Below are 21469 nucleotides of genomic sequence, written 5' to 3' on the forward strand. Positions count from 1 at the left end.
CTCCTCTACTTGAATCGTTCAATCGTCCATTTCATGAAACGGTCCAGAAAAGCTGCTGCCTCGGCACGTGTCATCGCTGAATTGCCCAAAAACCAAATTTCTTCTGGATCTGTCCCGTTAACAGGCCGCCCCATATCGGTCACAACTGCCGCGCCATCTAACTTTTTTTTCACGGGAATGCCCATAATCAAGGGATCATTGTTGGAAAATGTCTCATCCTCCATCTCGGAAACAGCCACCTTCCAGAATGAATCCTTGGTCTGCTCTACACGTTCACCCTTGTTTTGATAATATATAGCAGACTCCTTACCGACATCCGCAAATCTTTCACTTACACCTTTCTCATAAAAGAAATGAACCTCATCTCCTTCCGATAATGGGCCATTAAAGACAACCGTATGATTATCGATCTCGGTGTAACCTGGAATCGTATCTTTTTTATTTTTCAACTCCACAGTCACTTTCAGCTTCTTCGCCCCATATGGGTAGTTCCCATTCAACCTGAAGACTCGTTGGCCCTGAAAAGCTGTAATTTTCTGATCAATGCCCTTTGTAGGTGCTTCCATATCTGTGAATCGGGCATAAAACACTTTTCTCAACTTGTTGATCAGATGAAATGCTTCTCCACGCTGAATGATCGCATTGGGGAAAAAGCAATTGTTATAGGATGGATTATCTGATTTTGCTTTGATCTCCTCACTCCTGAACTTCACAGCCCCGCCACTCGTTTTGGTCCAATAATTAAACTTGCAAGTAACGCCATTGAGATTAAAAGGCAGAAACACTGATCCTCCCGGGCTTACACAATATACGTCTGTACGATACCCGATCGCCTTGGTAGCTATTTTGGTTACTTCGGCTGCATCTCCCATGCTATCTGCCCAGATTTCAGAAGGAATACTGAGTCTGCGAAGCGGCTGTCCGCCTGCATACATATACTCCTGATGACTGCGGCTAAATGGATCATAGAAGTACGTTGTTGCAGCACCCAAAATAGCTCTCGGCAGACTGCCAGTCCAGGAAACGGGCGGTCTTTTCCATTTTTCATCCAGCAGTGGTTCTCCGTAGCTGCAAAAGGATACAACCTGCCCTGCTTTTACACCTGTGTATAGCTCAATATCCGTTACATTTTTGTCGTTCTTCTCTGCTGATTTGTAGATCGTCTGCACACCGTCAATGAAAACATAAAGCGGATTATCATCGGTCGGCTCAATCAGGACTGGTAAACTAAACGAAGCTTGTCCCGATGTTGCCTTAATCTCCTCATAAACAAATGGTTTTCCCTCCTTAAACTTGTTATAATTGATCCCGGCCACAAATACTTCACCGTCTTCGAGCACCATATTGGTTGCTTCCATAACGTCGTTATAGAACCAGTCACCTTCATTAACATCCACCCATTTGCGCATGACATACACCTCCTGTACTTAGAATAGACAGAAAAAAGAGTAGGTCACCCTACTCTCGAATCGTTCGCTCCAACAGACGTTTGGTGCGCATTAGAAACGTAACAAATTCTGCCCTGGTAATGTAATCCTCCGGACGAAAGTACAAAATGGGCGTGCCATCTAGTTGTGTGACCACGGTCAAACCCAGATCACCCAGACGTTCAATGGAATCCCTAGCCCAATGATCTTTACCTTCCGTGGTTTGCAAGTCCTGAAACTGCACCGTACTTTTGCGATCATACCCATCCTTTTTGATCAATGTCATGGTCAATTCGACCTTATATCCCTTTTGGTCTTTGTCCATCGTATCCTGATGATAGAAGATTGGATCAACCTTAATGGACTCGACTACACCCACATAGATATTTCCTTTTTCATCATAGAATTTATGTGTCCAGCCCACGTACATCACATAATCATGATAAGACTTTTTATCTTTAAACAGTACATTGATAATTGCTTTATAGGAGGACACACCCATCTGATGGAAATGAGAGGGAGCATTAATCATTTTAATCTCTCTTACTTGTGGATTCGGTGAAGGGGACGAATATGGATCGATTATTCGCCCCGCCACGGGCTCAAATTTCATGCCCGTATCTACAAAGAGAGCTCTTTTATATCGGTCATTCACCAGACCGAACGGGTCCCGTTGTGGCATAACTTAATCCCTCCTTTTTAATCTCAATTTGTTATCTTGGACCATACATGCTTCCCATTCCTGCACCGACATTACCTGCCATCCGATTGGAAATCCCTGGGTTATTTTGTCTCAATGTTTTGTCCAACGCGGATGTGAGTTTCTCTACATCTTTGGTACTGCCTGTCATATTATCAATATTGACGTGAACAGTAACGTCTCCCGACCCGACCATTACACTTTTATGGGTATTGCCGGCAGTCATGTAGTCAAAGTAGTCCATCACTTTAAGTCCTGCAGGCAGATTAAACGTGGAGATAGGCTTGTCCATTTTTTTACTGATTTCAGCCAGATTTTTGGACTGTTCGACTCCGATGGAGCTTAACTCCTTGAGAATGGTCATATATTCGTCGGAGTTGACATTGAATCCCCCGTTTTTCAGCAGTTCGTTCCATTGCTGTTTGTATAGATCCATCTTGAGATTCATATCTCTAGCCCGAGCCTTGTTCAAGGCAATCACTTCGGATGAATCTTCCTTGCCGCCATTAGCCGCTAATAGATCATACATGCGTTTGTCATAATCCATCTGGGTCAATTCCAGTTGATCACTCATCTTGCGTTTTAACTCGTCGATTTTGCTATTTTTAACACTATTTAATTCCAGCTCGGATTGTGCCTTTTGTTGTTTCTTCTCATTAATCTCCATGCCTAAATCTTCTTTTTCTTTACCCTCGGCTAACTTGTCATACGTTTTCTGCAAGCTTGCAATGGCTTTATCAAAAAATTTGATGTTTTCTTGCAAGTATTTTTCCATTAGCGCACGCATCTGACCAGAGTCTTCACGGACACCACTAATGAGCAACCGGGAACGTGTTACCTGGTAATTTGTTTCATTTTTACTTGCGGAAATGCTAAGCTGCCGATTAATTTTGTCAATCATTTCTTCGATGCCATTGCCCTTGGGTTGGGGCACCGCTCCATTAGCAATAGCACCTATTGCTCCAGCTGCGGGAACATCCTGCATCGGTGCCGGTATGTATTGTACCTGTGGCTGGATATTCTGGACCTGTGGCTGATTCTCATTTGCTGGAGATTTTCCGGCCTCTTTATCCATCTGAAGCTGAGATTCCTTTTTCTCCTGCTCGTAGTTGTATTCCTTCGCCAATTTCTTATCTACTGCTGCCCCGTCCTTTTCGGTCCATAACGCCTTAAACCCCTCTGCATAATCTCCGAACTTGTTATTGGTAGCACTGTTGCCAAAAATAGAACTCATGGTTCCGGATACCAAGGCATCCATACCCAGATTAAAACCCTTCCATACCTTCCCCACAAAAGAGGAATCCTTCATGTCTTTAAAATCTTTCGCTAACTCTTCCTTATTTGTAGCCCGAATATTTTGCTTCTCCGCTTCCGATTTCCCCATATTGCTTAGCGGGTCCACCAGACCTGAGATGACATCCATAGCAAGCATTGCGCCACCTAGAGCAGGGACTGCCTTCAACGGTCTTACCAATCGGGAACCAAATTTAACGAGTTTGGATAGTTTCCCCGGGACTTTGATACCTCTGGCAGCACGTTCTGCATTAATGGCATGCTCTGTAATCACATTGCCGTTTCTGTCTTTTAAAATGTTTCCACTTGGATCCCGCATAGGTGCATGGTTGTTAAAAAAGGCTTTGCGATTTCCCGTTTCTTTCATATCCTTGAACCGCGAGACGAGGCCTCTCTTTTTAACTTTGTTATCCTTCTTCCCACCGTAATCTACCCCATCCATAATGGCATCCTTCATGACATCCTTGATCAGGTCTTCATGACGGGCTACAAAGGTTTTGTTTTCTGACTCTTTCTTCTCCTCTTTGGCCGGAGAAGCCCCAGTGCCAGTTCCGGGTACAACGACCAGCCCTCCTCCCGAGCCATTCATCATCAGTCCAAGCTGAACCTGTTCCAGTTCCTTAAGTTTAGCTATGTACGCAGACGCATCCGTTAATCCCTTTTTAAAAGAAGCATTTAACTCATTCACTTCACTTCTCAACTTGGTCAGAGCATCATTTAATTTGCCAGACTCTCTGCGGAGCTTTTCCACATCCGATTCATAACGTTGAATATCTGTTGCTCCATACTGAAGCTCCGTGTTCAGATAATACAACTTGTTTCGGAGATCTACGGTCTCCAAGTCCATGTCATTCATCGCCATCAGCCATCTTCTGGATTGATGTTCAAGCTGCATGATCGATTTTCCCGTATCATCAACTTCACGACTTAGAAACTGGAGATTTCGCTTCGTCTTGGCGATCTGAGTATCCAAAGCGTACATCTCTTCTCGGAGTAAAAAGAGCTCCCTGGCATAGGTTCTGACCTTTCTCTCTGCCTCTTGCTGTTCTGTGGCATACAAGGCTGCTGCCACAGCATCCCCCTGCTGCAGTGCAAAATTACGCTTTTCGTTATTGGCGTCTCGAGTTTGCTTGGCCTTCGTAAGATCCGTTTGTTTCCCCAACGTTTTGTCTGTCAGTTCTGCTTTTTGCTGTTGGAAATGCTGCAAACGATGCTGCTGCTGCTTCATCTCCTGAACCGCCCCTGCACGCTGAATTTCAACTCCCTGAATGTGATTCATTGAACCCGTATCCAGGTTTTCGGAATCCTGGCTATTGGGTCGCACCGGACCATATCGTTTCTGATCGGCTTGATCCATGAACTGGCCTACCTTCTCCCAGTCCACCTGAACACCCACATCGTCCATAATACGGTTGAGAAGCTCCATATGGTCAACTACTCCACCAGATTGATTTTCGATCAATCGCAGCATCCCGACCAGAACGTTTCCGAAGGCAGCAAAATCTTCGTTTAGACTTTGCATCACACGGTGCGTGGAAATCTGAAAGATCGTCTCCCATTTCTTTTGCTGCATAACGATATGATCTTTAGTCTCCATTTGCGTTAAGCTAGGTTCTGTTTCAACGGAGGCTTTCAACTGCTCCGCCAAAAGATCCGCCTGAACTCGATTGGACGAGCTTGTCTGATATTGTGCCAAGCTTGAATCGGTTTGAATAGATAATGCTGCCTGACTGATCCAGCTCGCCATGCGTTCCTCCCGACTGAGACCGGATTCCGGTTTAGTCGGCTGTATGTCTGTTTGTTGCAGCTTGCTCATAAGCTCCTGCACACTTACATGAAGCATCGATGAAGCATGAATGATCATGTCTGTCATTTTGGAAAGTTCTGAAATATGGGCTGACCACAAGGACGAGATTGCTTCAAGACCTGTCGCCGTTTGCTCCACATCACCGGATCCGGATGCTTGTATCTTGGCCGTTTCTGCGGCAAAATGTACTGCTTCGGATGAACTGTCGTATTTCCTTGAACCGACACGATAGGCCAGTCCCACATCTTCCTGATTTATACCATGCTGCATCGCAATATTTTGCAGTTGATTAACCTTATCTCGTTTGGAGGATCTCGGTTCGGACAGATTACGCAGCCCGGTGGATTTGATTTCAAAATTTTGTTCTGCTTTTGCAACCTGTTCCTCCAGCTGACGCGAGGAATCAAGCGAGCGCTTAAGCCTCTCTGGTGATAAGCCCTTCACTTTCCCCATCGACAAATACTTCATCATGTTGGCTACGGCTTCGACCCGTTCGCCCGATTGGTTTGCAGAAAGGGCATTCATTTCGCGAAATGCGCCCCGGTAGAACTGTTCCAAATCCATCGTCAAGGACTCAATCCATTGCTCCTGCATGGCGTCCCTCACCGTTTGCACTTGCTTGATCAACGTACCGATACCGGAAGCCTGCTGATGTTTTTGCGCATCGCTGTCACCAGCATTTGAGTTGAGTTCGTTAACTATTTCTTGCTTCAAAGAATACGTATTCTTTTTTTGTTCGTCCAAAATCTTCACCGCCTTTTATGCATAAATCCCGTTCCACCTTCGTATAGGCAAAACGGGAAATTCGTTGTTTATCCTCCAAGCGCTTGCGCGAGCAGACCGATATCCTCCTCCGAAATTTCAGTATACTCCTCATCTTCAAAAGTTCGGGTACGTTTAACCGTTCCATCGTTTTTGCCTTCCTCACCTCCACCACTACCGAACATGCGAAGAGGTGCCGTCATCAGTTCAACCTCAAACTGAATATATTTCTCGGCTGACTTACATAAGGCTGCAACCTGAGGGAGGGTGTACTCCCAAATCTCCCACTTGTTCAATCCACAATGCTTATGGAGGGTGAAAAAGATTTCTCCCCAGTGCACGGGTTCCTGTGTTTCCGTATCACGGATTTCGGTTCCCTCCAAAGGCTCTCCCTCGGCGCGTTCTACTTTTTTAGACCGTTGAGTCCAATCATTAAATCAATGACTTTTCGAGCTGTATTGAGATCCAGATACTCATCCAAATAGTCCCGATTAATGATGTATTCGCCTTGGTTATCTTTCGTCACAATATGAGGATAGTTTTTAAAAGCAATCCCGAGTACATCAAACAAATCCTGCTGTCGTCGTTGATCCAATTCGTCATTATCCGTCGGGATAAAATTCAGAATAATGGCATCGATATTCACCGTTTTCAGCAATTGCATTAGACGCCTGGCATCCTTCAGATTGCAAGGGGGAATTCTGTATTTACGACGATCCCTCAGAGTCACAATCTCATCATCTTCAAAAAAAGCTCTCTCTGCTGCCTCAATTTCTTCAGGTGTCGCCTTTTTATTCTCAGAATCATGCTTGATTCTGCTAGCCGCCTCTTCATTTAGACGTTCCGCAAGCTCACGCTCGGCCCGTTCTTGATCTGTCTCCATCGGTTACTCACTCCCTCAGTTCATTCGTATCCCCGAAAAGTAAAAATGCCTGACAAGGCAAGGCGCTGTGAAGGGGAGAACACAGCCACCATTGAAATACCTTGCCAGGAGCAATCAACATCATTCTGGATTAGATTTTGCTTTTGGCGCTGAAGCGTTTAATGCTTCCGATTTTTCCATCCGGGCGTTCCGGATCGAGGATTTGCAAGGAGATTGCAGAAGCAGATGCCGCTGCACGTTGAGCATTAATGCTAAACGTTCCTTTGGCACGGCACATATACAGCTCGGTTTCAACACCTGCAAATGTTCCATCTTTTTGCTGGAATGTACCGTGATGAATGACAGAGATCGGGAATGGTACTTCATCCACCAGAAGATCAACCATGTCTACAACTTCATCACGTTTGTAATTAAGTACGATTTCTTTGTCGATATGTACAGCATTAAGAACTACCAGGCCGTTTACTTCGTCATAGAAGAACTCATCCGGTTTTACAGCAGATCCCTTGGTAGGAAGCTGTTTCAGCAATGTATTGGATTCTTTCAGGCGAACAGCAAGGCCGGCATCTTTTTCGTAAATGTCGCTTGCATAAGCCGGCTTCACTTCGGCGAAACCGGAGTTGGCAGTGCCTGTTGCTGCAATAGTCTGCTCATTCAGAACCCATACGTAGGATTTAACTTGCTCCTGTACGGTTGAACCCATCATCAGTTGAATTGCATCCAGATCAAATTTGGCATCGGTAGCCGATACCTCAATGGATTTGGATTTCACAAGTACATCAATGGCGAACAAACCATCACCGCCAAAAATATCCTCCAGCTCCACGTTCAGATCAATTTTCAGATCCTGAAGTGTCCCCAAAGTAACGACCTCGATCGCTCCCATTGGATCTGTAGGATAACGTTTAGCCATGAATGTGCCTACACCTTTAATAATCATTTTTTTTGCCATGAATTTGTCCACTCCTTCAATTGATCTAGAATTTATGATTACGGAGATATGAATAGCTGTTGCCAAGCTGCAATGTAGCGGTCGGGAGATCCTGAATGCAACCTGGCAAGTTACTTATCCTCTCTGTTTTCTTAGTCTAGAACCAGATCATCATTCCCTAACACATATATATAAAAATGATCCCTCCATTACATCAGAGGGACCGGTCTATTCGGTAATTGATCAATAATGCCCGCAATTTGTTCTGCGCGCTCGTGTAGCTCATATTCCTCAGCAGTTATTAGATGAACTTGCGAACAATATCGACCATGCTCGTAGATTCGTTCCGGCGTTATAAAGACCACATCAGCTACAGCTTCCATCGCATGTTTTTGCTTTTCATACTGATCCGGATCTGTCAAGGAATCATAAACGACAAGATCAGGATACGCGGCCTCCACCGAGCTTGCTAAGCGACTATCATTTACCCAGTATACAATCCGGTTATGTCCAAATAAGGTGCGTACGTTCTGACCTGCCCGGGCGACGACAAAATGCGGAAGGCCTTCATACGGATATTCCAGATCATCAACCTGATAATATTCATCATTCGAGTTAATATATATAACGTGATATCCAATTTCAGCAAGTGCCTTTAATAACCTCTGTGAACGTTTTGCAAATCGCTCACTATGAAAATCTATGGCTGGCAAATAAATAATCGTTGTATTCTTATCAGGCACATTTGATTGGGAAAGATCATTTTCCGGCTTAACCGATTGTTGTTGCACCTCCTCTGCTGGAGAGATCTCCCTTGTGCCAAACAATTGTCTAAACATTTTTTTCATCGTCCATTATCCCCCATCACCTGATTAATCATCTTTAGTGCATCCATCGCTCTCGCATCCCAACTATTGGCTCTGGCTACCTGTGTACGGGTCCTCATTTTGGCCAGATCATTCTCATTAATCGCTTTCTCCAACATTTTGCCGCAATTATACCGATCCATAAAGTAAGTCACATGGCCATATTTATGTACAATTTCTTCCATGCGCGTGGTCAGAACAGGTTTTCCCGCTGCTAAATATTCGTAGTATTTGATCGGATCACAACCTCGAATCATCTCTGTAAGCTTGAAGGGCACGATACACACATCAAATTGAGCAATATATGCAGGCAGCACCCTGTAATCCTTATGTGGTAAACATGTAATATTGGGATGCAGAATTCTTTTTTGATACAGCGCATTGTTACCAATCAGAACAACCTGATAACCCAGATCTGCAATTTGAGTAATAAGTGAATAATCTACCCAGGAAGCCATCGCTCCGTGGAACCCCACCACTCGTTGTCCTTCAGGTATTTTAGGAAAATCTGAAGGTCGAGTAAGCGTAGTCTGCGCTTTCTCAAAGTGTTCATAATCCGCACCATTCGGACACATAAAGATTGGCTTTCCTTCCTTTTGATGCGCTTCATACATAATCCTCGCGGTAGTTGAGATCAAGTCCGCCCGTTTAAAACATTTAGGAATATAATCCTTCCAAACGGCAAATTCATCTGCTGAATTATCGAGATAATCAAAAACTGTAAAATCAAATGGCTTCCCTTCCGAATAGTCATATTGTGCAGGGCTGGAAAACCAGAGTACCTTTTTACCTTTGATCAAATGATCATAATGGATTCCTCGTCTCACCAGAAACAAATCATCATTCAGCTTCTCGATTGGACGTTCCTGTACACGATACGTTTCCTGATTAATGAAAATAGCCCTTACGCCGGGAATTTTGGAGAACGCCGTCATTAACTGTTGCGGACGCTGAAATAACAGATTCCAATCCAGGGCTGGGGGATAAATTATGGTCATTTCAATACTTTGAAATACCTGATCCGCTTTTGCTTTAGCCTTCTTCTTAGGACGCAGCCAATTGAGCAACGAGTTCAACTCCTTCCGCATAAACATGAACAGGCCGCAGTCGCGTGTCCACAAACAAGTTAAAACCAAGTACTTTGGCATGCTCACAGAACGCCGCATCTTCACCTGAAGCATGATTGGCATATCGAACCCCAGCTTCAATAACCTGACGTTTGATGAGATACACTGCGCCTGTGCATTCTACGGGGATCAAACCTTTACTGAATTCCGGAACATGTCGTCCATGAATGAGTGCATTATGCGCTTTGATCTGCGGATGATTTCGAATCAACATGGCACAGATATCCTTATCGTTATAGATAAGTTGTTGCAGGCTGTGTGGTGGAATTATGATGTCTGTATCTACAGAGAACAAGTACTCGCAATCAGACTTTAAAAACTCTTCCAATAGCCGATTTCTAAGCTTTGCCAAATGTGCGTAGGAATATTGTCCTCGCAAGTGTCCATAGGCTTTTCCCATATTATGAGTTTCATAAGGAATATGATGATTCTGCAGGATGATTTCGGTCTGGTCCTCACTATCGTTCAAAATATATTTGAACTGTTTCTGAATCGCCTGCTGCTGAAGGGAGTGCAGATGTCGTTCAAGCACCCAAGCACGATTTCTAACAGGACTGCCAATGAATACGTTATTCACAGTTCATCCCCTCTCTCTTTTTTACTTAGTGTAGACCGAATCTTTATTATCTCTACAGCTTGATTATCAAATCTCTTTTGCGATATTTAGAGAGAGAAGAGCACATTCCTCCTATTCTAGGGTTAAGAAGAGTGAACAGGACTCATAGTTCCTGCTTGGTCTTATAACTTGGGAAAAGAGGTGAAAGCTGTGCTAGGAAGCATAGAACTGATTCGTAGTTGGCATCAGAAAGCCATTGATGGAGAGGCACATGCCACCATTCGGTTCGGGGATGCGTCCAATACGATTTTGGCTCATGACGCCGTGCTGACGATGGACTTTATTAAATCTCATTATGGCTGGTTAAATGATCCCACATATTGTGGAATTACGTTACCCCACGCAAATGCGCGGGAGACCCTCGTTCATTGCTTGAGACAGGCCGATTACGTAGGACATTTAACACAGACGGAGCATTGGTATTTCAAGCCGCTTTTTGACATGTGTCTGGCATATTACAAGGTCGAGCCCGTTGAAACGTTTTATGCTTTTGAGAATAACTATATTGCCCGTTATCCGTTATTTTACGAGCTGTTCAGGACCATTCCCGTTCTAATCTGCGGAGCGAAAGCTGATGTATACAGAGAGGTATTAGAGCGGAGATATGGTTGGAAACATATCGTAGGAACAGTTGATTGTCCCTCTTGGTCTCAGGTTGAATCAGCCACTGTAGAGATGGAGCAGCTTTATCAGCAATCTCCTTGGAAGCTCGCACTTGTGTGCGCAGGTGCTCCCGGCAAAGTGCTCACGGTCAAAGCTAAGGAGCTGCATACCGTTGGTGTGGATTTTGGCTCTGGTGCAGATGTTGCTATTCAGGCTGACAAGGAAAATCTGAACGCATGGGAATATGATGGCTTTCCTGATTATTGGGAGGGACGTCCTCAGAAATGACCCTGATCAGGGTCTTTTTTCTGTCTTTTTCAAGCTAAGGCACACCTGTCTCTTCTGACTCGACGCTGTTGATAAAATAAACTATCTGCCTTATTATTGATAAGATAACTCCTGAACTAACCTGATATATACATTCATCCTGAGGAGCTCTGCTAAGATATTCGAACTGTTGGAGGGAAATAGAATGACGTACTCGAAGTCAAAAACCGAAACCGTAGCAAATCATTTAAGGACACGATTTATGGAAGGGCATGTAGAGGGACACGAGATCGTCGTTGCTTTGATTAGCATGGTAAAAGCTGAAAAAATTCAATTGCACGAAGTTGCTCCGATCCTTCGTACCGTTTTTTTTGATCAACCGCAAGGCATGTGGGTAGCTCTCGAAAAGGCAAACACACTGATGGATGACCAATTAATTGATTCCATCCTTCAGGAAGTTAATGAGCAGGTTTAATTCTACATACTCCATTTTAAATTAGCGAAAGATTCACGTTCTACACCGATACATTCATCAAAGAATAGCACCCCCAGCAACAACAGCATGTTAGTTTTATTTCTCTCCGGCTTACTCTAAGTATATGCGAAGCATAATTGACGCTGCGTATGAATTGAACACAGGGGAGGAGAAACCTATCGAGCCCGTTAACAAAGCTATCCTATACTTAACCGTCATAGAAACGATGTTCGAAATACTTCAATACAATGAAGTAGATCAATCAGAGCTTATCGATGCTCTGGTTATGTTAGGATTTGATCCTATGGAGATTCTTTATGAGACCAATACGATCAGATCGTTCCAGAAGATATGTAAAGCCTTTGCCGAACTACATCTTACAGATGAAGAACTTACTACGTTTATTCAATCGTAAGCCGTCAATCCTTAGCTAGAACATACGCTATCTTTAAAAAAGCAGCAGCAGAACCCTATGTCTAACGACGTAGGGTTCTGCTTTTATTATTTATCGGCTTAACATTGTACAGACAAATTCGTATAACGTTTAAGAGCTTCTCTCTGGATAAAATATTCAAAAACATTTGATAAAATAGCTTCGTAATGAACAGAAAGGTTGACTTGTGATCATGGATTTTATCTCTCGAGATGAAGAAGCGCAATTGAATTCACTTCCGTTAGTTGGTTTGCTGGATTCTTCATCCGTACATTACCAATATGAGATAGAGCATCCCGAGAGGATCATTATTATTCAGAACTGTTTTTTTCTGAAAGATGCTTCTCACTTCAACTCCTGGTTAACAAACCAGGTTGAACCTGCCAGAGTCAAGTGTTAATCCCTTTGACTCTGCATCCCCTTGCGTCTTCGTTCATCAATGATAACTTTTAACATCAGTAACTCCCCGTAAGTTAATGCTCTTTTCCGTGCTTTTTCCACCCATGCCTGCTCATGGATGATCTGATCCTTATACGCATCGCCAATATATTGGTCTAGTTCTCTCCATGCCCATTCTGCATAATTCAATACTTGATTCATTTCGTCATCCTCCATTGCCGCGGGCTCCACCAGCGAATTCAATTTTCTATGTACGGCCTGCTTGAATCTTTCATATTGGTCTGGTTGCTTGATCCATGGCAATGGACAGTCCTTCCAGCCAACAACCTCCTTATGAGTGAAGAAAACCTCTGGAAAACCTCGTTGCTGTATGAGATATACAGCCAAGTCAACCACTCGATTAAACGTCTCCTCATGAATGCTTCCATCCTTTTCAATACACATCTCAATACCTACAGTGCTGTTGTTGGGATATGATCCCAACTTCTTCAGAGCTTCTTGGGTGTATGTCTTGCTTCCGCAATGATAAGCCATCTCGTCATCGGGGAGGCTGCAATAAATAGATGTGCGATCAACTGAAAAGTGGGCACTTGCATAACGACCTTTCGAACCTTTGCTCACCATTTGCTGTGCAAGACTGGCAAAATATTTGCTTATATTGCTAGCTGATGCCCCTGGAGAAGCTGTGTAGTGCATCACAATTCCTCGTTTGGCTTTTAGCTTCAGACCAGGCCTGCTATAGATATTTACCGGGATATAGTCTTCAATTACCTGAATCATCAGGTATTCCCCCGATCGTCACTTTGCTGATCATTACCACGAAGCTTGAATAATGCCGAAGTAATAAATTTAGGCACGGGAAGTCCCATTTTCCCCATATTCTCCAGTATGCTGATCCCTTCGGTGCCGATAATAAACATTAGCATTGCATCACGCATAAAATCATTTGAATTACCTGCAACAATATCGAGTTGATGAGCAATGATCACAAACACAAATGTTAAGGTTTTACGCGCAAGCCCCCACCAGCCTACCCTGCTGGACAGTTCTTTTTTGTACCAAGCAGCCAAAACTCCTGTAACATAGTCGAGTCCCACAAAAATCGTCACTGCAATTAATAGATGATTGATTCCTCCTACCAAATAAACTACAGCAGATAATGCCCATCCAAACATAACCATAAATACAGTATCTCTCTGCATTGCCTTTCCCCCTTCATATCTATTTCATGTCTAGGTTAGGCGGTTCATGGACTTCTGTCTCATTCTCAAAAGAAACGTACTAAAAAACAATAATCTTTCGCAAAGCAAACAACAAAAAATCCCTCCTGCACCCGGAGGGTGGGAGGGAATTTACAGATGCCTGTTTAACTGTAAGTCGAATTGTCGTTAGGTGTCACCGGGATGCCTGTTTCCGTTGTTGTATGGTTCCGATTGCGAAACATTTCCTGGATACGGTCAAGGACATACGGGGTAGAATCAATCAATTTTTCGAACAAGTGCGTCGAATTATCAAGTGGTACGATGTGCACGCCCTGCTTGCCTACGACCAGGAAAGCGATCGGACGGATGGATACACCGCCGCCGCTGCCGCCGCCGAACGGAGAAGCAACCTTGGCTGAGTGCGCATGCTCTGTCGTGCTGGACGTACTGTTTCCTTTCCCGTCGTTTACGTTAAAATCACTGCCGCCTGCAGCAAAACCAAAGCCCACTTTACTGATCGGCAGAATAACCGTGCCATCCGGTGTCTCTACAGCATCGCCAACGATTGTATTGACATCCACCATGGCCTTGATATTTTCCATAGCAGTTTCCATTAAGCCTTGAATTGGATGATCTGACATTTCATATTCCCTCCAGTTTCAATGTAAACTATACAAGCTGAACTCAAGAAGAAATGTAAAGCATTCGTTCAACTTGCAGGTTTTTGATCTAACCATATCATCCCCAAACTTCGGGGACTTATGTAACAAATCCAGAGGAACACACCTTATGTGACCAGCCCTACTACCAAGCCATGTTCGCTGACCCTCTACGTTTCGGAGGAATGGGGTTCTTTATCCACAATATGCTTGCGCTTTTTCTTTTCCTTGGACTTGCGGCGCTGCTCTTGAATAAGCTTGATCCACATTCGCCAGCCGCCTTCAACCTGAAGCACACGTGTCATTAACCTCAAGCCTGCTGACAATAGTGAAGCAACCCGCATGCGCAGCTTGAAGTCCAGTTCTGTTCGAAACTCCATTTCCTCCGACCAAACCGGAAGAACTTCAAGGTCAGGCACCGTTCTGAACCGCATCTGATACGTTAAAAAACCGACAATCATCGACTTCACGCTCCACAACCAGCCTGACAGCATCGCCGTATATGCAGCATCGCCGACCCCGACTGCAGTAGACCAGAACAGATTGGTTATATACACATGCTGAAGGGTCTGTTTAACCCACAGCTTTAAGGCCTCGGTTGCACGCAGCATGACCTTGACATCTTTGGCCCAATTTTTCACTTTTCGTTTGTTCACTTGCTGACTTCCCAGCACTTCTCCTCTGGAATGATTCATGGACTGCTCTGTTTTGAGCAGGAAACCCTCTTTCATATTTCGGAAAACAATGCTCGGAATCTCGTAATTCATACGTACGATGCCGTACAACAGCCGAATATTAATATTAGCGTAGTCATCGCTCTTATGTTTGCGAAACACAACATGTACATGAACATTTGAGATGAGGACTGCGGCAATCAGCAGTGCGATGAACAAACCGATTCCTCCAAGCCAGATCCACACAGGCCTTACCTCCAAGCCCTCAATTCTTTTCATGTCTAGTATGGCATTTCTCACTGGAAAAAATTCACGATTCTTTTGAAAATTCCAACTTTATCCCACACTCGCTTGCTCTTGGCAGAGGATCACCAGCCCGAAATCATAAAAAAGACGAAGCAGGATCTATGTCCACTTCGCCTTGGCAGTTCTTTTAATAAAATGTCCTATAACTACTTGGATGAGTTCCAAGGGTCTTCGTCTTCTGTATGTCCAGCAAAATCCTGATCAGTAGATGACCCTTCATTTTCTTCAAAATCAAACGCATTATTCACATCAGGCTCTTGAGCATCTGGCTGCTGCATGTCCAGCTTGTTGAACAACAGCTGTGTTTCCTCCTCCAGATTTTCAGAGTCTTCAAACAGGCCCGGTTCTGGAAGATCTTTAATCGAGGCAAGTCCGAAATAATCGAGAAACGACTTCGTCGTTCCATACAAAATCGGGCGTCCGATCGCTTCCGCTCTCCCCACTTCAACAATTAAATCCTTGTTCACCAAAGTATGAATGGCTCGTTCGGATTTTACACCACGAATCTCTTCAATCTCCACCCGTGTGATCGGCTGACGATAAGCAACAATGGCCAGTGTCTCCAGTGCCGCTTGGGACAAAGACGTACGTGCCGGAGAATACGCCAGCTTCTCGAAATAAGCCGCATGCTCAGGCAGTGTTCCCAGCTGCACAACTCCCGCAATCTTCAGAATCTGCACCCCGCGCCCCTGACTTGAAAACTCACGAATCATCTCCTCGATCGCATCCGTAACAAGCTCCACGCGCTGATCAACAATCTCGGCAATTTGTTTGACACTCAGGCCCTCTTCTCCGGACAAAAACAGCAGGCCCTCAATAATCGACTTCAATTTCGGAAAATCCATGATTCGTTGCTTCCCCTCTCCACTCCATAACGATATCCTCAAACAATCGCTCCTGATAACACACAATCTGCTTCATCTTCATCAGCTCCAGCACTGCCAGAAAGGTCACCACAATCTCATGCCGATATATCTGGTCATCCATAAGCTTGGAAAATAACAGCCGCCCTCCAGGACCCACACGCTCCAAGGCACCAACAACTTCTCTTATACGGTCCTTGACCGATATTTCATCCCGTTTGATCCGGGTGACCGTTGTACGCTTGTCAGCCTTGCGCAATGCCTTCTGGAACGCCGCAATGAGATCAGAAGTATGCAGACCCTGTACCGGGTTTGATTGCTCCTGTTCAGGCATGTAGGGCCGCAAATCCTCAGGTTCCTTGGAAAAAATAAGACTTCTCTCCCATTCCCGTTCATGGAGATGCCTTGCAATACCTTTATATTTACGATATTCAATCAGCCGTGCAATCAGTTCAGCACGTGGATCATAATCCTCATCTTCCATATAATCATAATCCTCGAACTCCTCGATAACCGGCGGTTTAGGCAGTAGAAGCTTGCTCTTGATAGACAGCAGCGTAGCCGCCATCACCAGAAATTCACTTGTAATATCCAGCTCCAGCTCCTGCATGGAGTGCAGATACGCCATGTATTGATCGGTAATATCGCTGATGGGAATATCCTGGATGTCGATCTCAGCCTTATCAATCAGATGAAGCAGCAGATCCAAAGGCCCTTCAAAAGTCTCCAGTTTATATGTAACTACCGTCACTAGACGAATCCTCCCGCCAAAAAAATACAAAACCCTGCCAGCCGTTCGAAACCGATCTCCCGATTTCGTCTGCGCAAAGCAGGGCACTACTATTAAATAAGCACTATTTTAGCTGTTTCGTCAAGTTCGCCATTTCAATTGCAGCTGTAGCTGCATCCCAGCCTTTGTTACCAGCCTTCGTTCCAGCACGTTCAATGGCCTGCTCAATGTTCTCTGTAGTAACCAATCCGAAGATGGTTGGCACGCCTGTTTTCAGGTTAATCGCCGCCACACCTTTGGCCATCTCGTTGCAGACATAATCATAATGCGTAGTAGAGCCGCGAATAACCGTTCCGAGTGTAATCACTGCATCATACTTGCCACTTTCAGCCATTTTCTGAGCAATCAGCGGGATTTCAAATGCACCCGGTACCCAGGCTACATCCACTTCATTATCCTGCACGCCATGGCGCTTGAACGCATCCAGTGCCCCGCTTAGCAGCTTGCTAGTAATGAATTCATTAAAACGTCCAACTACCACGCCATATTTTAAACCTTCCGATACTAAATGTCCTTCAAAATAATTAGGCATTCCTGTCATCTCCCTGTCGATATATAAGTTGTCGGTTTTACTGGAACTAACTTCCAGTTTCGTTTCAATTACCATTATTTAGTTCGTCCGTTTTCAGTGCCACACATTGAAAACGTCCGTGTTCACATGTATTACTGTTCGTTTTGCTCGATATCATCGAACTTGAGCATATGACCCAGCTTGGCTTGTTTCGTATGCAAATAAGCGGTATTGTCCTCATTTTCCTTCATCTGAATAGGCACACGCTCAACCACTTCAAGCCCGTAACCTTCCAGACCTTTGATCTTCCGCGGGTTATTCGTTAACAAACGAATCTGACGAACACCAAGGTCCTTCAGAATCTGTGCACCGATACCATAATCACGCAAATCAGCGGCGAACCCGAGCTTCAGATTGGCATCCACCGTGTCGAGACCTTCCTCCTGCAGCTTGTATGCCTTCAGTTTGTTGATCAGACCGATGCCTCGGCCTTCCTGCCTCATGTAAAGCAGCACACCGTTGCCCTCTTCATGGATCTGTTTCAACGCTGCATCAAACTGTGGACCGCAATCACAACGATGCGAGTGGAATACATCTCCAGTCAGACACTCCGAATGAACACGAACGAGCACAGGCTTGGAGCCGTCAATCTCGCCTTTGACCAGCGCAACATGCTCTTTATTGTCCACAGCATTGGTGTATGCAACCGCCTGAAATTCCCCGAAATCCGTTGGCATGCGAACAGAAACCTCACGCTGTACAAGCTTTTCCTTCTCGTTCCTATACCGGATCATATCCTGAATGCTGATCAGCTTGAGGTTATGCCTGCTTGCAATCTCCTGCAAATCCGGCAATCTGGCCATGGTGCCATCTTCCTTGATAACTTCACAGATTACCCCGGCCGGGTATGAGCCGCACATGATGGCAAGGTCTACAGCTGCCTCCGTATGTCCGGCACGACGCAATACACCGCCGTCTTTGGCGATCAACGGGAACATGTGACCCGGTTTGCGAAAATCACTGCTTTTCGCGTTCGGATCAATCAAGCCTTTAACGGTAATCGAACGCTCATGCGCCGAGATGCCTGTTGTTGTGTCTATATGGTCCACCGAGACGGTAAAGGCTGTCCCGTGAAAATCGGTATTTTGCTGCACCATTGGCTTCAGATTAAGCTCGTCTGCACGCTGCTGTGTAATCGGTACACATACGAGCCCTCTGCCTTCAGTGATCATGAAATTGATAACCTCCGGGGTTGCCTTTTCCGCCAAGGCGATAAAGTCACCCTCATTTTCACGATCTTCATCATCAACCACAATAACCGGCTTGCCACGCATCAGATCATAAATAGCTTCTTCAATTGAATCCAGAACAGATGGTTCGGAATGTTCTGACATCGATGCACCTCCTGCTTCCAGTTTTATTTAATGCTTGATCATACGAATCCTTGACAGCCCTGAATCATGCAAATCCGTGATTAGAGAGAAACTCCTCACTGATGCTGCGCGGCTTGCCAGCACTTGTCTCTGCATGACCTTTGCCATACTGCAACAGATGATCTACATATTTCCCCAAAATATCACATTCAAGGTTGACGGTATCTCCCGTCTTCTTCACATTCAGTACCGTTTCCCCGATCGTATGAGGAATGATTGAAACGGTAAAGGAGCCTTGGTTCGTTTGTACCACCGTCAGGCTTATACCATCTACAGTCACAGATCCTTTTGGGATCAGATACTTGAACAGGGCGCTGTCATCCGGCTTGATCTCAAATACAACTGCATTTTGATCGCGCGTGATGTTACCAATCACCCCTGTCCCGTCCACATGACCTTGCACGATATGACCACCAAAGCGCCCACCCGACAGCATGGCTCGCTCCAGATTTACCTTGCTGCCGGACTGAAGCTGACTGAGGTTGGTATGACGATACGTCTCAGGCATAACATCTGCCGTAAAGCCTCCGCTCTCCAGCGTTGTCGCTGTCAGACAAACCCCGTTCACCGCTACGCTGTCGCCAATTTTCAAATCCTGCATAACGACAGACGCGCTGATGTTCAGAACCAGGGCTTCGCCTTTACGACCAATACGCCGAATTTGACCCACTTCTTCCACCAAACCCGTAAACATGCTGCCGCCTCCCTAGTTTAAAGCACTGTACACTTGCAGTCTTATTTGTTATAAGACCTCACTTTGTTCAGATTCGTCTAACCAGCCAGTTACTCCGGCCAGACCGGAATGCCGCCAATGCTAATATTATCTCCAACTTGCTCAATTTCCAGCTGATGCAGCTGGATCGCCTGACTCATCCGCTCTACACCTTCAAAACGGAAGCTTCCAGGGGTATCATACCCACCCACAATTTTCGGAGCAATAAACATAAGCAGTCGATCCACCAAACGTGCCTCGAGCATTGCACCATTTAACGTGCCGCCGCCTTCAAGCAGTATCGAGCCGATCTCGCGTTCTCCCAGCTTGCTTAGTCCATGCAGCAGATCGACACGGGGTCCAGGGCCACAGCGTATCACTTCTACACCGTACGCCTCAAGGCGCTCTGCCGCCTCCTGGCTGGCCTCATCAGTGGTAAGCACCCAGGTTGGTGCAAGCCCGTCCTTGACTATTTTAGAGCCTACAGGAAGTCGCAGCTTGGAATCCACCACGATTCTTACCGGGCTGATGCCCTCTACCTGCAAACGCGTTGTCAGCTCTGGATTATCGGCAATGACCGTGTCTACCCCTACCATAATGCCCTGGTGACGGTGACGAAGCGCATGTACAATTTCACGTGCCGGCTCGTTCGAAATCCATTTACTGTCTCCGCTGCGCGTTGCAATTTTCCCATCCAGCGTTGAAGCTGTTTTCAGGGTAACGAAAGGCAAACCGGTCGTAATAAACTTGATAAACTTCTCATTCAAGCGTCTTCCGCGTTCGCGCAAAACACCCACTTCAACTTCGATGCCTTGTTGACGAAGCATACTGATGCCTGTACCGGATACCTGCGGATTCGGGTCTTCACAGCAGACAACGACACGTTTGACCTTCTCATGAATCAATCGTTCACTACACGGCGGTGTTTTGCCATAATGGCTGCAAGGTTCGAGTGTTACATAAACCGTACTGCCCTCCGCATCACTTCCAGCCATATTCAGAGCATGCACTTCTGCATGGCCTGTTCCTCTCTTCAGATGGCTTCCCAGGCCAACAACCCGTCCATCCTTAACAACGACACATCCCACAACAGGATTAATTCCAGTCTGTCCTTGTGACCGTTCTGCCATATCCAGTGCTAACGCCATATAAAATTCATCATTGATCATTTCCATATCCGTTCACCCCACGGTTATAATCTTGAACTAAAAAATCCCCGCCGAACAATCCGTTCGAGTGGGGATGATGAGAGACTAATGTCATCTGCAAGAGTAAAAGGAATACACCATACCACACTTCACCCAAAATCATATTTCAGGCAAGTGAAAACAAACACATACCCCGATAAATACATTGTTCAGGTAAAGAGTTTCTTATAAATCGGTATGACGTACAGGAAGCTTCGTTCAACTACGAACCTTCCCTGCATAGCACCTGCGAGCTATCGCTTGCTGAACAGCTATGCAGCATTACTCCTGCGGCGTGCAGCCTGTCCGGCATACACACTCTCCTTCTCCCATCCAGACTATACTGTCGGTTCTGGAATTACACCAGATCAGCCATCTGCCACAGGCAGACAGGTCACGGACTTTGTTATGTTGATATGCAAACTCTGCTTCAACATGGACATCACCGCCGGTAGGGAATTTCACCCTGCCCTGAAGGATTCGCTTACGTTATTAATTGGATGTTAGCACTTTAGTGTCAAAAAATCAATTTATTTTTGTTTC

The 21469-nt window shown here is 45.3% G+C and carries 22 protein-coding genes and 1 riboswitch; of the genes, 3 read left to right on the forward strand and 19 right to left on the reverse strand.

What is annotated here, in order from left to right; genetic code table 11:
- Window positions 1–5: 5 nt before the first annotated feature.
- From ACQSGY_RS11670 to ACQSGY_RS11710, 9 genes are all read right to left on the reverse strand, one after another.
- A complete protein-coding gene (locus tag ACQSGY_RS11670) occupies window positions 6–1409 on the reverse strand; it encodes a hypothetical protein (protein WP_427052007.1) in 1404 nt (467 codons plus the stop codon).
- A gap of 49 nt (window positions 1410–1458) precedes the next feature.
- Entirely contained in the window at window positions 1459–2109 is a 651-nt protein-coding gene (locus ACQSGY_RS11675; RefSeq protein WP_427052008.1) for an S-layer homology domain-containing protein, read from the reverse strand.
- A gap of 31 nt (window positions 2110–2140) precedes the next feature.
- Window positions 2141–5971, reverse strand: a complete 3831-nt coding sequence (locus ACQSGY_RS11680) for a hypothetical protein (protein WP_427052009.1) — start codon at window positions 5969–5971, stop codon at window positions 2141–2143.
- Between the two features lie 68 nt (window positions 5972–6039).
- On the reverse strand, window positions 6040–6372 hold the full coding sequence (locus ACQSGY_RS11685; RefSeq protein ID WP_427052010.1) for a hypothetical protein: 333 nt from the start codon (window positions 6370–6372) through the stop codon (window positions 6040–6042).
- Between the two features lie 20 nt (window positions 6373–6392).
- A complete protein-coding gene (locus tag ACQSGY_RS11690; RefSeq protein ID WP_427052011.1) occupies window positions 6393–6872 on the reverse strand; it encodes a hypothetical protein in 480 nt (159 codons plus the stop codon).
- Between the two features lie 130 nt (window positions 6873–7002).
- A complete protein-coding gene (locus ACQSGY_RS11695) occupies window positions 7003–7824 on the reverse strand; it encodes a hypothetical protein (RefSeq protein WP_427052012.1) in 822 nt (273 codons plus the stop codon).
- Window positions 7825–8012: 188 nt separating this feature from the next.
- Window positions 8013–8651: a hypothetical protein gene (locus ACQSGY_RS11700; protein WP_427052013.1), complete on the reverse strand. Its 639-nt coding sequence runs from the start codon at window positions 8649–8651 to the stop codon at window positions 8013–8015.
- Window positions 8648–9736, reverse strand: coding sequence for a glycosyltransferase (locus tag ACQSGY_RS11705; protein WP_427052014.1), 1089 nt, complete (start codon window positions 9734–9736; stop codon window positions 8648–8650). Before ACQSGY_RS11705 ends, ACQSGY_RS11700 begins: the two co-directional genes overlap by 4 nt.
- The gene (locus tag ACQSGY_RS11710) at window positions 9714–10373 is read right to left on the reverse strand and encodes a glycosyltransferase family 2 protein (protein ID WP_427052015.1); all 660 of its coding nucleotides are present in this window, start codon (window positions 10371–10373) and stop codon (window positions 9714–9716) included. The genes ACQSGY_RS11705 and ACQSGY_RS11710 overlap by 23 nt, the downstream gene beginning before the upstream one ends.
- A 189-nt stretch (window positions 10374–10562) precedes the next feature.
- Between ACQSGY_RS11710 and ACQSGY_RS11715 the strand changes: the two genes are divergently transcribed.
- The 3 genes from ACQSGY_RS11715 (at window position 10563) to ACQSGY_RS11725 (ending at window position 12172) form a co-directional block, all read left to right on the forward strand.
- Complete coding sequence (locus ACQSGY_RS11715) at window positions 10563–11303, forward strand: GT-D fold domain-containing glycosyltransferase (protein WP_427052016.1); 741 nt, start codon at window positions 10563–10565, stop codon at window positions 11301–11303.
- A gap of 184 nt (window positions 11304–11487) precedes the next feature.
- Window positions 11488–11757: a hypothetical protein gene (locus ACQSGY_RS11720; protein WP_427052017.1), complete on the forward strand. Its 270-nt coding sequence runs from the start codon at window positions 11488–11490 to the stop codon at window positions 11755–11757.
- A 226-nt stretch (window positions 11758–11983) separates the two neighbouring features.
- Complete coding sequence (locus ACQSGY_RS11725; protein ID WP_427052018.1) at window positions 11984–12172, forward strand: hypothetical protein; 189 nt, start codon at window positions 11984–11986, stop codon at window positions 12170–12172.
- 414 nt (window positions 12173–12586) lie between these two features.
- On the opposite strand, the gene ACQSGY_RS11730 is transcribed toward ACQSGY_RS11725, so the two are convergent.
- From ACQSGY_RS11730 to ribD, 10 genes are all read right to left on the reverse strand, one after another.
- Complete coding sequence (locus ACQSGY_RS11730; RefSeq protein WP_427052019.1) at window positions 12587–13369, reverse strand: peptidoglycan recognition protein family protein; 783 nt, start codon at window positions 13367–13369, stop codon at window positions 12587–12589.
- On the reverse strand, window positions 13369–13791 hold the full coding sequence (locus ACQSGY_RS11735) for a phage holin family protein (RefSeq protein WP_427052020.1): 423 nt from the start codon (window positions 13789–13791) through the stop codon (window positions 13369–13371). The genes ACQSGY_RS11730 and ACQSGY_RS11735 overlap by 1 nt, the downstream gene beginning before the upstream one ends.
- 164 nt (window positions 13792–13955) lie before the next feature.
- Window positions 13956–14432: a GerW family sporulation protein gene (ytfJ, locus tag ACQSGY_RS11740; RefSeq protein ID WP_427052021.1), complete on the reverse strand. Its 477-nt coding sequence runs from the start codon at window positions 14430–14432 to the stop codon at window positions 13956–13958.
- A gap of 188 nt (window positions 14433–14620) precedes the next feature.
- Entirely contained in the window at window positions 14621–15403 is a 783-nt protein-coding gene (locus ACQSGY_RS11745; RefSeq protein ID WP_427052022.1) for a DUF2953 domain-containing protein, read from the reverse strand.
- Window positions 15404–15576: 173 nt separating this feature from the next.
- Window positions 15577–16275: an SMC-Scp complex subunit ScpB gene (gene scpB, locus ACQSGY_RS11750; protein ID WP_427052023.1), complete on the reverse strand. Its 699-nt coding sequence runs from the start codon at window positions 16273–16275 to the stop codon at window positions 15577–15579.
- The gene (locus tag ACQSGY_RS11755) at window positions 16244–17044 is read right to left on the reverse strand and encodes a segregation and condensation protein A (RefSeq protein ID WP_145403890.1); all 801 of its coding nucleotides are present in this window, start codon (window positions 17042–17044) and stop codon (window positions 16244–16246) included. Before ACQSGY_RS11755 ends, scpB begins: the two co-directional genes overlap by 32 nt.
- Window positions 17045–17147: 103 nt before the next feature.
- Window positions 17148–17615: a 6,7-dimethyl-8-ribityllumazine synthase gene (gene ribH, locus ACQSGY_RS11760; RefSeq protein ID WP_090922403.1), complete on the reverse strand. Its 468-nt coding sequence runs from the start codon at window positions 17613–17615 to the stop codon at window positions 17148–17150.
- Window positions 17616–17746: 131 nt separating this feature from the next.
- Window positions 17747–18988 (reverse strand): bifunctional 3,4-dihydroxy-2-butanone-4-phosphate synthase/GTP cyclohydrolase II, encoded by a 1242-nt coding sequence (locus ACQSGY_RS11765; protein ID WP_427052024.1) that lies wholly within the window; start codon window positions 18986–18988, stop codon window positions 17747–17749.
- A gap of 64 nt (window positions 18989–19052) precedes the next feature.
- Entirely contained in the window at window positions 19053–19721 is a 669-nt protein-coding gene (locus ACQSGY_RS11770; protein WP_427052025.1) for a riboflavin synthase, read from the reverse strand.
- Between the two features lie 89 nt (window positions 19722–19810).
- Window positions 19811–20914 carry a bifunctional diaminohydroxyphosphoribosylaminopyrimidine deaminase/5-amino-6-(5-phosphoribosylamino)uracil reductase RibD gene (gene ribD, locus ACQSGY_RS11775; protein ID WP_427052026.1) on the reverse strand — a complete coding sequence of 368 codons (1104 nt, stop codon included), beginning with the start codon at window positions 20912–20914 and terminating at the stop codon, window positions 19811–19813.
- A 329-nt stretch (window positions 20915–21243) separates the two neighbouring features.
- A riboswitch (FMN riboswitch) is annotated at window positions 21244–21409 on the reverse strand.
- Window positions 21410–21469 lie beyond the last annotated feature (60 nt).

Source organism: Paenibacillus sp. TC-CSREp1, from assembly GCF_050171015.1.
Classification (GTDB): Bacteria; Bacillota; Bacilli; order Paenibacillales; family Paenibacillaceae; genus Paenibacillus; species Paenibacillus silvae.